Origin of the sequence: Odoribacter sp. N54.MGS-14 (genome assembly GCF_000980295.1) — a bacterium.
In the GTDB taxonomy this organism is placed as follows: domain Bacteria; phylum Bacteroidota; class Bacteroidia; order Bacteroidales; family Marinifilaceae; genus Odoribacter; species Odoribacter splanchnicus.
Window position 1 is genome coordinate 1 of sequence record NZ_LARL01000046.1, and the last position, 16781, is coordinate 16781.

At 41.0% G+C, this 16781-nt stretch carries 13 protein-coding genes, 1 tRNA gene and 2 pseudogenes; 7 read left to right on the forward strand and 9 right to left on the reverse strand.

The features are described 5' to 3' along the window. Positions 1–295: 295 nt before the first annotated feature. From fsa to WS42_RS09780, 3 genes are all read left to right on the forward strand, one after another. A complete protein-coding gene (gene fsa, locus WS42_RS09770) occupies positions 296–952 on the forward strand; it encodes a fructose-6-phosphate aldolase (protein WP_022160998.1) in 657 nt (218 codons plus the stop codon). A 6-nt stretch (positions 953–958) separates the two neighbouring features. After that, positions 959–1567 carry an L-threonylcarbamoyladenylate synthase gene (locus WS42_RS09775; RefSeq protein WP_013612067.1) on the forward strand — a complete coding sequence of 203 codons (609 nt, stop codon included), beginning with the start codon at positions 959–961 and terminating at the stop codon, positions 1565–1567. Between the two features lie 144 nt (positions 1568–1711). Continuing rightward, positions 1712–2374 (forward strand): MgtC/SapB family protein, encoded by a 663-nt coding sequence (locus tag WS42_RS09780; RefSeq protein WP_013612066.1) that lies wholly within the window; start codon positions 1712–1714, stop codon positions 2372–2374. Here the strand turns inward: WS42_RS09780 and WS42_RS09785 are convergent, their stop codons facing one another. The 6 genes from WS42_RS09785 to WS42_RS09810 all read right to left on the reverse strand — a co-directional run bounded on the left by WS42_RS09785 (position 2375) and on the right by WS42_RS09810 (position 8639). Continuing rightward, positions 2375–3823 (reverse strand): TrkH family potassium uptake protein, encoded by a 1449-nt coding sequence (locus tag WS42_RS09785; RefSeq protein WP_013612065.1) that lies wholly within the window; start codon positions 3821–3823, stop codon positions 2375–2377. 13 nt (positions 3824–3836) lie between these two features. Then, complete coding sequence (gene trkA / locus WS42_RS09790) at positions 3837–5177, reverse strand: Trk system potassium transporter TrkA (RefSeq protein ID WP_022160997.1); 1341 nt, start codon at positions 5175–5177, stop codon at positions 3837–3839. An 84-nt stretch (positions 5178–5261) separates the two neighbouring features. Beyond that, positions 5262–7130 carry a ComEC/Rec2 family competence protein gene (locus tag WS42_RS09795; protein ID WP_046402680.1) on the reverse strand — a complete coding sequence of 623 codons (1869 nt, stop codon included), beginning with the start codon at positions 7128–7130 and terminating at the stop codon, positions 5262–5264. Between the two features lie 145 nt (positions 7131–7275). Then, positions 7276–7830 (reverse strand): peptide deformylase, encoded by a 555-nt coding sequence (gene def, locus WS42_RS09800; RefSeq protein WP_022160995.1) that lies wholly within the window; start codon positions 7828–7830, stop codon positions 7276–7278. A gap of 13 nt (positions 7831–7843) precedes the next feature. Further along, complete coding sequence (gene ruvX, locus WS42_RS09805; RefSeq protein WP_013612061.1) at positions 7844–8269, reverse strand: Holliday junction resolvase RuvX; 426 nt, start codon at positions 8267–8269, stop codon at positions 7844–7846. Between the two features lie 4 nt (positions 8270–8273). Then, positions 8274–8639: an FtsB family cell division protein gene (locus WS42_RS09810; RefSeq protein ID WP_022160994.1), complete on the reverse strand. Its 366-nt coding sequence runs from the start codon at positions 8637–8639 to the stop codon at positions 8274–8276. 217 nt (positions 8640–8856) lie between these two features. On the opposite strand from WS42_RS09810, the gene WS42_RS09815 reads away from it, so the two are divergent. Both WS42_RS09815 and WS42_RS09820 read left to right on the forward strand, forming a co-directional pair. Beyond that, entirely contained in the window at positions 8857–9816 is a 960-nt protein-coding gene (locus tag WS42_RS09815; RefSeq protein WP_022160993.1) for a carbamate kinase, read from the forward strand. Positions 9817–9920: 104 nt separating this feature from the next. Next, entirely contained in the window at positions 9921–10922 is a 1002-nt protein-coding gene (locus tag WS42_RS09820; protein WP_022160992.1) for an ornithine carbamoyltransferase, read from the forward strand. A gap of 144 nt (positions 10923–11066) precedes the next feature. On the opposite strand, the pseudogene WS42_RS09825 reads toward WS42_RS09820, so the two are convergent. After that, positions 11067–12492: pseudogene (locus WS42_RS09825) on the reverse strand (alpha-L-arabinofuranosidase C-terminal domain-containing protein). Positions 12493–12806: 314 nt separating this feature from the next. Between WS42_RS09825 and WS42_RS09830 the strand changes: the two are divergent. Then, on the forward strand, positions 12807–13892 hold the full coding sequence (locus tag WS42_RS09830) for a 6-bladed beta-propeller (RefSeq protein WP_046402681.1): 1086 nt from the start codon (positions 12807–12809) through the stop codon (positions 13890–13892). 159 nt (positions 13893–14051) lie between these two features. Here the strand turns inward: WS42_RS09830 and WS42_RS09835 are convergent, their stop codons facing one another. Together WS42_RS09835 and WS42_RS09840 are read right to left on the reverse strand one after the other, a co-directional pair. Beyond that, complete coding sequence (locus tag WS42_RS09835) at positions 14052–15359, reverse strand: MATE family efflux transporter (RefSeq protein WP_046405941.1); 1308 nt, start codon at positions 15357–15359, stop codon at positions 14052–14054. Between the two features lie 459 nt (positions 15360–15818). Continuing rightward, a tRNA-Asp gene (locus tag WS42_RS09840) sits at positions 15819–15892 on the reverse strand. A gap of 142 nt (positions 15893–16034) precedes the next feature. Here WS42_RS09840 and WS42_RS09845 point away from each other — a divergent pair. Continuing rightward, positions 16035–16781, forward strand: a pseudogene (locus WS42_RS09845) (phage integrase SAM-like domain-containing protein); the annotation flags it as partial.

Sequence of the window (16781 nt, forward strand, 5' to 3'; positions counted from 1 at the left end):
CTTATTTTCTGCAAATTTACGCTCTTGGAACCATATAAACAACTGTACTACAATATTTTAATTTATAGAACTCCTCTTTACCGAATGGTTTGTGTATAGATAAAATATTTGTTTGTCGGATTAGAGTTTTTTCTGAAGTATTTTATAACATCTGAAGTAAAAAATAGGTTTGTTTTGCCGAATTCCCCGTTTTTATAAATTGAAAAATATCAGAATATAATAGCTTTATTGAGCGGAATATTCTAATTTTGTTACGTGATTTATAAAAACTGCAAACTTTTTAAAAATAAAACCTATGAAATTTTTTATTGACACGGCTAATTTGGATCAAATTAGAGAAGCAAATGATCTGGGAGTGTTGGATGGAGTGACGACCAATCCATCGTTGATGGCTAAAGAGGGGATTAAAGGAGTGGAGAATTGTAAAAAACATTATGTCGATATTTGTAATATCGTCCAGGGAGATGTGAGTGCTGAAGTGATTGCTACCGATTATGAGGGAATGATAAAAGAAGGAGAAGAATTGGCCGCTTTGCATCCGAATATTGTAGTCAAAGTTCCTTGTATTGCCGAAGGGATTAAAGCTATAAAATATTTTACCGGAAAAGGTATCCGTACCAATTGTACTTTAGTATTTTCTCCGGGGCAGGCTTTATTGGCTGCAAAAGCCGGAGCTACCTATGTATCTCCTTTTGTGGGCCGTCTGGACGATATTTGTAGTGATGGTATCGAGTTGGTTAGTAAGATCGTGGATATGTACAGTTATTATGGTTTCCATACTCAGGTTCTGGCTGCTTCGATCCGGAATACGCAACACATCATTCAGTGTATAGAGGCTGGTGCCGATGTCGCAACCTGTCCGTTGGCTGCTATCAAAGGATTACTGAATCATCCGTTGACAGATAGTGGACTGGCTAAATTCCTGGAAGATTACAAAAAGGTAAACGGTTGACGCTTCATGTATATCAAATTATTTGAGGATAATCCTAATACCCGGGATATCCTTAAAGTTGTAGAGGTGTTGAAAGCCGGTGGCATTATTATCTATCCGACGGATACAATTTATGCGATCGGTTGTGACATTAATAATGTCAAAGCTGTGCAGCGTGTTTGCCAGTTGAAAAATATCAAACCTGAGAAAGCCAATTTTTCGATGATTTGCCGGGATCTGTCGAATATCGCTGCTTATGCGAAAGTAAATAACGAGGTTTTTAAGGTGATGAAACGTAATCTACCCGGGCCTTTTACTTTTGTATTGCCGGCAACTAATAAATTGCCTAATGTGATGATCAATAGGCGGAAGACTATCGGTATCCGGATTCCGGATAATTATATCGTGATGTCTATTGTTGAAGAACTGGGTAATCCTTTACTGACTACTTCGGTTAAAGCTGAAGACGAGGTGGTTGAATATATGACCGATCCTGAATTGATTCATGAAAAATATGAGAAATTGGTGGATTTGGTGATCGACGGTGGTTTTGGACAGAATGTTGCCTCGACAGTTGTCGATTGTACCGATGACCGGATAGAAGTCATCCGGCAAGGAATCGGAGAATTGAAGTGAAAGCAGGAAGCAGAGGAGAAAAGAAATGAAGGCTGTTCCGGGTATATGGGACAGCTTTTTTTGGCATTCTTTTTGTCGTAGAAAAGAAACGTTTGATCAGATAGAACGTAATGGGATAGTAAAGGTTATTGAAAGGAGGTTTTTATGCTTTGGGACTGTATTTTTCGGTTATTGTTAGCTGGAGTTTTGGGAGGGGTGATCGGCTGGGATCGGGAGTATCGGGCTAAGGAGGCGGGATTGAGGACGCACTTTTTGGTTGCTTTGGGAAGTGCTTTGATTATGATTGTATCACAATATGGATTTGCCGATGTCTTGGCTAAGCCGGGTTATGGTTTGGATCCGAGTCGAGTGGCTGCTCAGGTGGTCAGTGGTATCGGTTTTATCGGAGCAGGGACTATTCTGATTCAAAAACAGTTTGTACGAGGCTTAACGACGGCTGCCGGTTTATGGGCAACTTCGGGTATCGGACTGGCTGTCGGAGGAGGTATGTATTGGATCGGAGTATTCGCCATGATCCTGACTTTAATAGGACTTGAATTTCTGACTATTATTTTTAAAAATGTAGGAGAACATAGTTCATTGCTGGTATTTGCCACTACCGATAAAGAAAATTTGAAGCGGGTGACCAATGAACTACATTTGAGAAATTATCGGATTGCCAGTTATGATATGCAACACGAGCCTCTCGAACATGCCGATTTATACCATGTAACGATGGTGATCAAGACCAAACGCTATCTGGATGAGAGTGAATTATTTCAGTTTATGCAAAGTTTGCCCGATCTGACTTTAGAACGGATAGCCTGATTATTTTCTCCAGAAAGCTTTTGTAAACAGCACCATGACGGTAAAGATCTCCAGACGTCCTACCAGCATTAAAAAAGCCAGGAATAATTTGGCAAAATCATTCAGGTGCGCATAGGAAAACATCGGACCGACACTGCCGAATCCGGGACCTACATTACTCATCGAGCTGACGACGGCACTGCAGGCGGTAATGATATCTTCCGTAAAGATGGTCATGATCAGACTCCCGATGGTAAATACAATCATGAATAAAATGGCAAAAGCCATAATCCCCGTCATTATATTGGGATGAACGCTTTTATTGTTGTATTTGACATTGATAATACCATTGGGGTGAATAATACGCTTTAACTCTACAAAAGAATTTTTAAATAGCAGATAAACCCGTACGACTTTCATTCCTCCGGCTGTAGAACCGGCTGAGGCTCCGACGAAAAGAAGTAAGAACAGAATCAAACCTAACAAGGGAGGCCAAAGCAGATAATCGGCGGTTGCAAATCCCGTTGTCGTGATTAAAGTAACTACCTGAAAGGTGGCATCACGCATACTCTTCTCGAAGTCTGCCCAGCCGATGACGTAAAGTCCTACACCGATCACAACGCTGGCTAGCAAGACAATCGTGAAATAGAGTTGAAATTCATTATCCTGGATCAGTTTCCTCCAATTACCACGGATAGCTGTATGTAAAAGTCCGAAATTGGTACCTGCCATAAAAGTAAAAATGATGATGACATATTGGATATAAGCGGAATCCCAATAAGCGATACTATTTTGTTTGGTCGAGAATCCTCCGGTGGCCATCGTGGTGAATGCATGACAGATACCATCGAAGAGATTCATTCCTCCGAATAGGAGCAAAAGGGTTTGTAGAAGTGTCAGGATGGTGTAGAGAATCCACATTTGCCGGGCAGAAGAAGTAAAGGTAAATGAAGTTTTATTGTGTGTAGGCCCTGGGACTTCTGCCACATAAAGATCCCGTCCCTCTATTCCGAGACTCGGTAATATGGCGATAAATAGCATAATAATCCCTAATCCTCCCAGCCATTGGGTCAGGGAACGCCAAAATAAGGTGGCATGAGGAAGTGCTTCAACATGATTCAGAATAGAAGAGCCCGTCGTGGTGAACCCCGACATGGTTTCAAAAAAGGCATCTGCAAAGGAAGGGATTGTATTCCCGATCATATAAGGTAGGCTACCGAAAAGGGAGAAGATGATCCATACCATCGTTACCATGAAATAACCATCTTTTTTGGCCAATACCCGGTCTTTGATTTTTATCAGTTTAGACAACAGGAAACCGGCACTCATGGTGATCAGGGAGGTATAAAAGAAAGCCGATGCATCATGTTCACCATAAATTAAAGCAATCAGGACACATAACAATAAGAAGGCACTCTCGATCAGTAACAGCCTTCCCATCAGATTGGCGATAAAGCGAAAGTTTATCATCTTCTGAAAAAATTTATTGGAAATATTTAATTACTTTTTTGACAGCATTTTGCAGAGCAAAGATCACTACCGTATCCCCGGCCTGTATCTGCACATCACCTTTAGCTATAATGGTTTCGTCGCCCCGGAATACTCCTCCGACAGTGGCGTCATCCGGGAAGTGAACGTCTTGTAAAGAATACTTTGTGATTTTAGACCCAGGCTGAGCTTTCAGTTCGAATACTTCCGCTTCTGAAAAAGTCAAAAATTTCAGATGGCGGACATCGACATTCATGGTGTAACGGTAAATATGGGAGGCTGCAATCAGTTTGGTATTGATTAACGTACCGATTCCGATATTTTCTGCCAGGTCGATGTAATCGATATTTTCCACTTCGGCTACACTTTTCTTGACCCCCATTTTTTTAGCTAAGAGGCAAGACAATATATTGGTTTCTGAAGAACCTGTCAGACTGATAAAAGCGTCTACATTTTTAATACCTTCTTCCCTCAGTAAAGTAAGATCTCGTCCGTCCCCGTTAATCACCAGCGTAGATTTTAGTTTGTCGGCCAGTTGGATGCATTTTTCACGGTCTTTCTCGATAATCTTGACATGGTAATTTTTTTCCAGCAGAGAGGCTGTTTTTATACCTATTCTGGAAGCTCCGACAATTACTATATTTTTGATTTCAAATTGTTCTTTACCACATAAGGCGAAAACATTCGGAATAAAAGAAGGTCGGGTGACGATAAAAACCAGATCTCCATATTTCAATTCGTCGTTTCCCCGGGGGATGATGGTATGGTTGTGGCGTTTGATGGCAACGATCCGGAACTGATCGGCTCCATAGATTTCTGCCATTTTGATCAAGGTATGGTTGAGGATAAGCGCATTATCCCAAAGTTTTATCCCTAACAATTGCAGACGTCCGTCCGAAAACTCATGCATCTGTCTGGAACCGATTTGTTTTAGCGAAGCAACGATTTCTTCGGCTGCCAACCGTTCCGGATAGATCAGTGAATCGATACCGATAGAACGCAGGTATTCTGCATTTTCGATTTCCAGATATTCACTGTTATTGACCCGGGCGATCGTTCGTTTAGCTCCTAGTTTTTTGGCCAATATAGCAGAATTGATATTCTGATCTTCTTGAGGATTTACAGCAATATATAAATCACATTTTCCGACTTCTGCATCTTTCAGAGCACCGATTGAAGTACACGAACCGACGATAGAGAGGATATCGATCTGGCTTTCCAGATCCTCCAGTTTATCCTGATTTGTATCGATCAGCATAATGTTGTGTTCTTGCCGGCTAAGCATCTTAGCCAAATGTGTACCGACAGCTCCAGCTCCGGCGATAACGATGTTCATTGTTTGTGAAATATTTTGATTTCATTTTATTGGATTGCAAATTTACTGAAAATAATAGATTAAGCCAGTGTTTATGCTAAAACTTTATCGGAGGGAATATCGGAAACTTCCGGTCTCTGCTGTGTTGACGAGAGTGAGATGATGCTGACGGCAAAATTTGTCCCATAAACGAATGTTAAATGCTGTATTGGAACCGTCAAGGACTATTTGTGCCGGATATCGGTGTTCTTCAGGAGAAAATATTTTTTCCGGACTGAGATTATGGGTTACGATTAGTATCTGACCTTTCGTTAGGGGAAGATTTGAGGCGGATGCGATTGTCAGTGTGTCTTTTAAAGAACAGAGCTGTCCGGAATGATAGCTGAGTCCGTTACCCAGAAAGCCTTGATGGTCGGGTAATGACCGGAGATTGTTCTGAGCGATATAGGGCTGCGTTTGCGGGAGGCTGTCGGAAGACCGGAGTAAATAAGTATAATATCCCTTATAATTCAGTATAATAGCACTTTTTTGAGGAAGTTGAAATACGATGATTTCCTGGCGATTGGCAAGATAAAAATGGGAGGATATATTCCAGCATAAGAGAATAAAGAGAGTGAACATGGAATATCTTCTCCATTTTTTCCCGGGTTTGGTAAAATAGAGATATAGAAAAATCAAACTGATATAGGACAATAAAACGGTGGGAACAGAGGGATACAAGTGATGCAGGTTGAAACTGTAAGGAGCGAAGATATGCAGAAATCCCATGATTATTTTTTCTGTCACTTCCGGAATCCAGGCCAGGTACTGACTGAGTAGAAAGGGGAATATCAGACAAAGCATGGCGGCATAGAGCAGAAAAGTAGCTAATGGAACCGCGACCAGGTTGGCTAAGAAGCCGTTCAAATTGATCGTATGGAAATAATAGGCGCTGATGGGAAGAGTCGGCAATTGAGCTGCTACTGTAATACAGCAACAGGCATATATTTTGGCCGGAAAAGGGGGGAGCTTTCCGGCAAATCGATATAAAAAGGGATAAATAGTCAATATACCGGTATAAGCGCTGTACGATAACAGGAAACTGAGTGAATACAAATTCGAGGGATGAAACGATAAGGTTAGAAAAGCTGCTGCTGCAACAGAGTTCAGGGGGGTATAGGATCGGTTGAAATATTGACCGATATGAATAAAAGAAAGGATCGTTGCAGCCCTGACAACGGATGGGGATAAACCGGTGAGACAAACGTAACACCAAAGAATCGGGAGTACCACAAAAGTAATTTTACGGGAAGGGAAACCGATACTTTTGAAAATAAACAGTATAAATAAGTAAATAGCACCGGTATGCAGACCGGAGACCGATAAAAGATGGACTGTTCCCGTCGAGATAAATAGATTTTGTACCTCGCTGTCGAGGTCGTTTTTATATCCCAGACAGAGAGCGTTTACGAGTTGGCAACAGGTAGAGTCTGAAAATAACCGATGGGTCTTACTTAGCCATTTCTTGCGAAGATGATCGAAAACGGTGTATAAATCGTCCGAATGACCGTTTTGCCGGATGGGACTAACCGGTAGTAGATGAAAAAAAACGTTTTTTTGTTTTAAATAGCGGGCATAACTGAATTCACCGGGATTGGCATTCTGTCGGAAAGGGAGTATACGGGCATTGAAATGCAGGGAGTCGCCAGGCATATAAATGGTATCGGTATAAAAATGACTGAGATAGTAGTTTTGATTGCTCACGGATAAGATCAGATTATGGTGTGGGAGTATTTCATTACACCGGCCATCGATGCGATAGATTTTGTCGGGAAAAGGAGTAAAAAGAGGCGGAGCAGAAATAACGAATCCGTAACTTAGGACCGTTACAATTAAAAATAGTTCTTTCCAGCCGGGAGACAATTGAAAAATGAAACTTAGTAAAACAAGAAACAGGCCGATGAAGAAACAATAAATAGCCGCTATCAACGGCATATCGATAAGAATACCTCCGATAAGAGCCGCTAACAGATAGATAAAAGGATACTTATAATTGAAAGTTACACCTGCATAAAATAATTGAAAATTTTTCTTGTATAAATTACGGAAAAATTTTCAATTATCCAATATTTTGAGCGGTTTATTTGGGAAGAATTACCCGATAAGCAGGTTTGAATTTTCCGGTACTGATATTATTCAGCTTATTTTTCAGAATTCTCTTTTTTAAAGCAGACAGATGATCTGTAAACAGAATACCTTCCAGGTGATCGTATTCGTGTTGGATGATCCAGGCTTTAATACCGCAAAACTCCTCTTCGTGTTCTTGTCCTTGCTCGTCCATATAGCTGATTCGTATACAGTTGGGGCGTTTGACGTCTTCGTGGATGCCGGGGATACTGATACATCCTTCGTTGCGGCTGATTTCATCTCCCCAACGTTCGAGGATATGCGCATTGATAAAGGCTTTTCTGAAACCTTTACAATCAGGATCCATTTCTTCGAAAGCATTTGCATCGACAACGAATATACGGATATTTCGTCCGACTTGCGGAGCTGCCAGGCCGACTCCGTCTGCTTCGTCCATCGTTTGAAAAAGATCCCGGATGAATTTTTCCAGTTCGGGGTATTCGGGGGTGATATCTTCTGAAATTTTACGTAAGATCGGGTGTCCGTAGACTACTATAGGTAAAAACATATATGTAAAGCTTTTAAATTTTTAAATTCCGTTGTTGTTCCATGTAAGAAGTCAGGATAATGGTTGCACTCATCGTGTCGATTAAAGCTTTATCCTGACGTGTCTTTTTTTTGGCACCTCCTTCTAAGAGGGCTTTATGAGCCAGAACAGAAGTAAAGCGTTCGTCATACATGACTATGGGGATATGCGGGAATCTGCGTTTCAAACCACTCAGGAAAGGCTTGATATAGGTCATACTTTCCGAGTCGCTGTTATCCATCTGTTTGGGATGACCGACAACAAAAAGATCTACTTTTTCATGGGATAAATATGCTTCCAGAAATCGGAATATCTCTTGAGATAAAACGGTTTGCAAGCCTGTTGCTATAATTCCGCAAGGATCGCTCACTGCTAAACCGACTCTTTTTTTCCCGTAATCGATGGCCAGTATTCTTCCCACGTTCCTATTTATTTACGATAACAAAGATATCTTCGTTTTTATTTTTCATAAGGTATTGTTCTCTGGCAAATTTCTCGAGATTATCTTTATTACTCAATAATTCCTTCATTTTCCGGTTATCTTCTTCTATCTTATTCTGGTAGTAAGCTTTTTCTTTTTTCAAAGTAGCGATTTTTCCTCGCAATTGCATTTTACCTACCAGGCTGTTCCGGTCAAAAAAAGCAAGCCACACCAAAAAAATAAGCAGGGTAATGGTATATTTGTTCATTAATCTGCTCACCCAAGCGCTGTTACTCGTGTTTTTATCCTTTTCTTGCATAGTTTTGCAAAGATAAGAAAAAACGATCAAAGTTCCGATTTTGCGCCGCATAATTATAAAAATCCACGGAATAATTATACCTGTTGTTGATTATCAAACGTTTGCAGTTGCTGAAAATCGTCATTTTGCTATTTTTCGAACAGCTTATTTTCCTAAATTTGTAGAGGAGGATGTGCTCCTGAAAGTAAAGAATATGAATCTGTCGTCTGGTTTTAGTTAAGAAATAAAATGAGAACGATGAAATTAGAAACAATTTAAAAGGAAATATATGGAAGAAAAGAAATTAGCTGTGATTGCTTTGGGGGGAAATGCCATACTGAGAGGCAATCAGAAAGGTACTGTCGAAGAACAGAACCAAAATATCCGGGAGACTTTGGAGAATCTGATTTATCTGGTTCGTGAAGGGTATAATCTGATTATTACTCACGGAAACGGTCCTCAGGTAGGAAATATCCTGATGAGTGACGATGCCGGAGTAAAAATGTATGGGTTACCTCCCATGACATTGGATATGTGTGTGGCTTATTCACAAGGTGAGATCGGCTATATGATCGAGAGAAATTTGCGGAATATACTCCGGGAACACGGACTTACCCGGCATGTTGTTTCTATGATTTCTCAGGTTGTTGTCGACGAGCACGATCCGGCATTACAGAATCCGACTAAACGGGTTGGTAGAATTTATACCCGCGAAGAAGCAGATAAATTGGCTGCAGAACATGGATGGATTTTTAAAGAAGAGATTAAAGTAGAAGGAGGGTGGAGAAGAGTAGTACCGTCTCCTGCCCCTATCGATTTTAAAAATGCTGCTTTGGTGGAACGGATGGCTCGTTCGGGAAGTATTGTGATCACCGGTGGAGGTGGCGGTATCCCTGTATATGTGGATGGGGAAGGAATGTTGCAGCCGCTCGAAGGAGTGATCGATAAGGATTTGGCTTCGGCAATGATCGGAGCAAGGGTGAAAGCCGATGAGTTGTATATTCTGACCGATGTCCCTTATATTTATAAAGATTTCCGTAAACCGACCCAAGAGGTTTTGGAGTTCCTCGATTATGCCGATACGATGAAATATCTGGAAGCCGGGACTTTCGGAGAAGGAAGTATGGCACCGAAGATCCGGGCTTGTCTTTCTTTTGTCGAGAAAGGTGGACAGAAAGCGGTAATCACCGAAGCTACCAAGCTGGAAGACCGTCGTTACGGTTCTAAAATTACCATGCATTACGATTAAGAATAGGTGTACGAAATTAGTGTTAGAATTAGTTTATTTTTTATACTTTTGTCCATTACCAGGATTTTGGAATCTGAAATTTACAATTTAAAATAAAGAAGATTATGGCTTTTAATTTAAGAAACAGGAATTTTCTGAAGTTGTTGGACTTCACCCCCGCAGAGATTAAATACATGTTGGATCTGGCTGCCGATCTGAAAAGAGCAAAATATGCCGGAACTGAACAGCCCCGTTTGAAAGGTAAAAATATCGCTTTAATATTTGAAAAGACTTCAACCCGTACCCGTTGTGCTTTTGAAGTGGCTGCCTATGATCAGGGTGCTCATGCCACCTATCTGGGACCTACCGGATCGCAGATAGGTGTGAAAGAATCGATGAAAGATACGGCCCGTGTACTCGGGAGAATGTACGATGGTATCGAATATCGTGGATTTGCTCAGGATGTTGTTGAAGAATTGGCTAAATATGCCGGTGTACCTGTTTGGAACGGTTTGACCAATGAATTCCATCCGACTCAGATCCTGGCTGACTTCCTGACTATGTCGGAACATACCGATAAACCCCTGAACAAAGTAACTTTTGCTTATTTGGGAGATGCTCGTTTCAATATGGGTAATTCTTTGATGGTCGGTGGTGCTAAAATGGGTATGGATGTTCGGATTGTTGCACCTAAAGCTTTACAACCGGCTGCCGAATTGATCGCTACTTGTCAGGAGATTGCAAAGGAAACGGGTGCAACGGTGACTGTAACCGATAATGTAGAAGCTGGAGTGAAAGGATGTGATTTCTTATATACCGACGTATGGGTATCTATGGGAGAACCTGCCGAAGTATGGGCAGAACGGATTAAATTGTTGATGCCTTATCAGGTGAATGCAAAAGTGATGGAAATGACAGGAAATAAGAATTGTAAATTTATGCACTGTCTGCCCGCTTACCATAATCTGGAAACTCAGGTAGGTCGTGATGTACATAAACAATTCGGCCTGAACGGTATCGAAGTGACGGAAGATGTATTCGAATCTCCGAATTCTATCGTATTCGATGAAGCTGAAAACCGTATGCATACGATTAAAGCTGTGATGGTTGCCACTCTGGGTGACTAAAATGAACTCTCGGCAAAAGAAATGTGTCAGGTTTTCCCTGGCACGTTTTTTTGTTTTCAGTAACCTAAGGTTAACTTATCTTATTGGTCCTGCTATTTCTTTTTGGAATTTATAGATAGCAAAAGTACTGGCAGGAATGGTTTGCTACAGCGTTTTGCCGGAAAATTGAATCGGAAATTCGTCCGGTTGGATCAAATTGGACTGCTCCAGGGTGTTTTCTAGTCTCGGTTCATTGGACCGGAGTTGGATGCAAGTTCCGTTTGTCAGTCTTTCCTGGGGGGTCAATCCGTCGAAATTGAATGCCAGCTTCTGAGGTTGCCCGGAAGTATTGACTACCTTCACAATAATTTCCCGGGTATCGTTATCCCAAACCGCGCTGGCAAAGAGGCCGTACTGATCGTCATTGCCGGCAACAGGCTTTTGATTCATCGTTAGGGGGAGTACCTGATTACCTTTATTTCTCGAAAATAGTTGTTGTACATAATAACTACTAGTGCGTACGGCATGTAGATTGTCGAACCAAATCATATCCGGTCGCCATTGCCATCCCTCTGTACGGGCAAAGAGAGGTGGTGCATAAGTGGCCATGTGGATTACGTCGGCGTTCCGTTCCATTCCCGTCATAAAGGCTGTTTCCAAAAGTGCTGCATTGAAATGATTCCATTTTTTCCCCTGACCATGACAAGCATACTCTCCTGCTAAAACTTTAGGACCTTTACGGTCATATCGATCATACCGGTTACCTTGGGATAAAAACCAGCTTTCCGGTCTGTAAAAATATTCGTTGACCAGGTCTACTTGTAGGCGTTTTATTTCCGGCCATAGATAGTCGAATTGATCTCCTTCGGAATTCGGACCCGAACTGCCGATAATCTGAATTTCCGGATAGGTATTCCGGATGGTCCATTTCTGCCCGTATTTTGCCCCAGGTTGTACTCGGAGTCGGAGTACCGTTAGCGAACTCGATCAAATCCAAAGCATTCTGAATATAAGGAGCGAGATCGTCGGGAGCTATGTGAGCAGAAGCATCGTTATTCTGGAACTGGCAAGCCGGGCCATAGCTTAAAACCGGAAGTGGTGTCGCTCCGATTTCTTCGGCTAATTGGAAAAACTCAAAAAATCCCCAACCGTAACTTTGGTAATTTACAGCTTCTTTCCCGTCAGGTATACGTGTCCAGACGCTGAAGCGGTATTGTTCTCCTTTTTTTACACCGATACCGAAATAACCTTCATTTTCCAGGCTTGTCCATTTATGGGGATAACCGGAGGGAGAGAGGCGAACATAATGAGGGTTGTATTCGAACGGACCGTCATTCTTTACTTCTAGCTTTCCGAATGTTTGCCAGCCCATCAAAGATTAAGGGAATTCGAAAGAGCGGTTTTTGATTAATTCTGCATACAATCTTCCGTCTGCACCATAATTGATGTCTTCAAAAAAGAGACCGTACATGGTAAGCTGAATGGGAGCTCCCGGTTTGTAGGTCGAAATGTTCATTTCGTGGATTTGACTTTGTACCAATAGGTGGGCGGACAAAAATAAGCCTGTAAATAATCTGTTGAGTTTTATCATTGTTTGGCAAATTTTGAATTTTATGTAATAATACATTCAAAAATTTATTTTTTAGGTAGAAAAATACTTGTAAAAGGTCAGTGTATAGCTAAACATTATAAAAACGTAATTTCAACACTTATGTTTGTTGTGCTGAGGGAGAAGGGATAATCAGCATAATTTTAAATCGATGAATTGGGGGAAATGTATAATTTTAGGTATATTGCAGACATAAATGTAAGGCAATAACCTTTGAAATTGACTTGAGCAAAAGCAAGTTGATAGGGGGTGGATAATTTTTTAGAAAGATGAGGAACGTTTGTATTTTTTTGCTTATGGTATGCAGTCTATACGCTTGCAAAGAGGGATGCGGAAACAAGGAAGTGAATGCAGATCTGACGATATCTTTTCCCCCTTCTGTTAACACACCTATCCTGGAATATATCGATACTGTAAAATACTTGAAATTGGAAGATAAAGACGAAGCTTTACTGGCTTATGTAAATAAAATGGTTTGCAGGGAAGATAAGATCTATCTGGGGGATTTTTCCAATCACAAAATAGTTGTCTATGATACAATAGGAAGGTTTCAGTATGTGATCGACCGGCAGGGGCGTGGCAGTGGAGAATATCTTCAGATCAAAAGTTTTGCCGTCGACGACTCCTGTCTTTATGTGTTAGATACTTTTCTGCCCGGTCTTCATGTTTTTGACAACCGGACAGGGGCCTATGTTGCCAAGAAAAAAATGGCTTTTATTGCTTGGGATTTCGAGACTTTGAGTCGGGGACGGATGATTTTTACTTTTTGTTTTTTCAAAGATGGGCATTTACCCCCCTCTCAACCTTCTTATCGTCTTTTGATTACGGACAACGATCTGAATATTATTCAACGCCTGTTGCCTTTTGAGGAAGAAGGCGATCCTATAGGAAAAGAGGTCTATTTTACTTCAAACGACCGGGAAGTGGTTTTTAATTGGTGTATGAACGATTCGTTCGTTATACTGGATAAAGCAAATCCGGATAGTCTGAGAAGAATCCGGATCGATTTCGGTGTGAATCAGATTCCGGAATCTTACCGCGGGGACTATGACTTGATAATCGGAGGTTCTTGTAACTATATATACGAAACTCCGGTTGTTGACGGAGACTATATCGCAATGGAAGTAAGGAAAAAAGATTTGGACGAATGTTATCTTTTTCATGTACCGTCCGGGCAGTTGCTTGCAAATCCTTCCGAAGTTTCCTCTCCTTATATGGCTTTTCCGGATTGCTGTGATACTCAGGGACATTTTATCGAAGCGATCGTCAATAAAGAGTTTTACGACGAGCACGTCGAATCCGGTTTTCCCCGGGCTGATGCAGAGTTCGAAAAACATTTGGAGGATGGGATGGCTTTGTTAATTTATAAAATGAAAAAGTAACTCGGGGTGCTAGAAATACTCCGCGGTTAAGCTTAAAAATATTAAACTGTCATCGAGACTTTAGGGTAATCCTTTATAACCATAGTGTCCATGCGTTTACAGATTTTGCGGGTAGGTATACCGTTTGTTTGTCTCCGGTACGAGGATATATTTTCGACATCATTTTATTTGTTTTTTAATAGTGTTTCTTTTCAGATAGACGATGGATTGTAAGGCCAATAAAATTACAAAAAGATATTCAGCCGTTAAGTATAGCGTTAGTGTGGTATTTGTACTGTTATTTAATCCATACAGATAAATTAAGTATATGCCTGTTGCGATGGCCTGAAATATAAAAGTGATCTTTGTTTTTCCGGTACCACCGACTGCATTGAGGTAAACATAACCGGGTAAAGCAAATGAATAATTCAGCAATGTGACAACCAAAGGTGCAACAGCCGATTGTATCAATGATTCATCGGTTGTATAGATTCCGATAATCGATCGGTGGCAGATCAGGACAATGCCAATCAAGGGGATACCGATGGAATACCCCAATTTTAGAATTTTTCGGCAGATAGGGAAGAGATTTGCTTTTTCTCCTGCTCCTATGGAATTACTGACTAATGCTCCGGTGGTGACAGCGAAGGAATTAACGATGACAAAAAATAGAGCGGAGACACTTCTGGTGATATTAGAAACAGCTAATTCGGTTTTACCTAAATGTTCGATACCTACAAAAAACAGGAACCAGGGGGCTACACTGATAAAAGCATGAGACATGCTCCATACCGATAATTTGAGTACTGCGATGAGTAATTGTCCATCATAGACTGTCCGTAAACCATATTTTATTTTGTCTGTTTTTATCCACATATAGATGCATAAGGTAATGAAAGACCCTCCTTCTGCCAGTGAAGAGGCGATAGCCGCTCCGGATATGCCTAAATGCTGCATGAATATCAGGAAGTAGTTGAGAGGAATATTGATCCCTATTGCAACGATAGCTGCTCCTGATAGAGCCCGGGTATACGTTATGCCGACAAGGAAGGAACGTATAGCTAAAAAAGGAAATGAAAACAATAATCCCAGGCTACGCCAATCCAGATATCGGATAATTGCCTGGTAAATTTCGGGAGAATTGATCGATCTTTTGAAAATGACTGGCGAAACGATATGTACCGTTAGGTAAAGAAAGAGGGCTAGTCCCATTAGAAACAATAACCCTTGAAAAAATATTTTGCCTGTTTCTTGGTAATCTTGTTCTCCGTTTTTTCGGGCAATCATCACTTGCAATCCGATACTGAATCCGAACCCAAGCATATAAACGGCCAGATAATAAATTCCGGCAATGGCAGAAGCTCCTAATTCTATTTCTCCGACATGGCCTAAAAAGACTGCATCTGTAATATTGATCAGCTGTTCCATTAAAATGCTCATCATTACCGGAAAGTTGATGAGCCAGATTTGTTTATAGGTATAATTCATCGCTCAACTGTAAATAGTGCGGTCTGACTTGCTGTACACAAGCAGTTGCCTCAGTTCGTAAATTCATAAATAAAAGGATATAAAACTCAGGACAAATTTTTGGAAATATTTGTCTGATAGCTGAATAGCTTTATCATGTGGAGCTATTCGTCGAGCGTAGCTATATACAGAGTTTCATTGGAAGTGAATACTTTTTGTTAAGCGATTGCAGGACAAAAGTATAGAAAATAATTCTGTTTCGATGATCGTGTTTCCAACTTTTTTAGAATCAAGATTGTTTTATTAAAAATGAATAGATTTGCAAAGATGGAAAAACAAGGAAAATACACACTTTTTGAAACACTATCTGCACTATCTGGGAACTACCGGATTCGGGTACTTTCGCTTGGGTGAGTGGAAAAAGAAAAAGTCCCAAAGTATTAAACCTCAGGACTTTTCTTGTTTTTCCTCTTTATCAAGCGGTGCGTACGGGACTCGAACCCGCGACCCCAGGCGTGACAGGCCTGTATTCTAACCAGCTGAACTACCGCACCAAAATTATTTTCATCATTTCAAAAAAGCGGTGCGGACGGGACTTTAACTTACACAATCAAGAAATCTTATAAAACTGCAATATATTGATAATAATCAAGTTATTACAAATAAACTATATTACTAAATATCATTAAATACCTTTTGCTGTTTCAATTATTGGGTGTATATTTGGGTGTTGATTTTAATACACCCAGCTATGAACATCAAGAGAAACATCATCTTTTCATTGGAAAGCCGCAAGAAGAACGGAGTGCCAATCGTGGAGAATGTCCCTATCCGTATGCGTGTTGTTTTTGACAGCCACCGCATCGAGTTCACAACAGGCTACCGCATTGATGTTACCAAATGGGATGCCGACAAGCAGCGTGTAAAGAACGGATGTACCAACAAACTGAAGCAAAGCGCATCGGAAATCAATGCTGACTTGCTGAAATACTACACCGAAATCCAGAATATATTCAAGGAGTTCGAGGTGCAGGGATTTATGCCGACTACCGAGCAGGTAAAGGATGCGTTCAACAGATTGCACAATGGGAAAAAGGAAGATGAGGAACAGGCTACGGTGGTTTTTCTGCCTTTGGAGGTATTTGATGAGTTCATCAAGGAGTGCGGTACGCAAAACGGCTGGTCTGATGCCACCTATGAGAAATTTGCCGCAGTCAGGAAACATCTTGAAAAATTTGACAAGGGGCTGACATTTGAATCGTTGGACGAGCCCAAGCTGACAAAGTATGTGAATTTCCTGAAAGACACCGAAGATATGCGGAACACGTCCATCATGAAACAGGTCGCTTATCTGAAATGGTTTCTGCGCTGGTGTACCAAGAAAGGGTATTGCATGAACAATGCCTATGAAGATTTCAATCCCAAATTGCGAAGCACACCGAA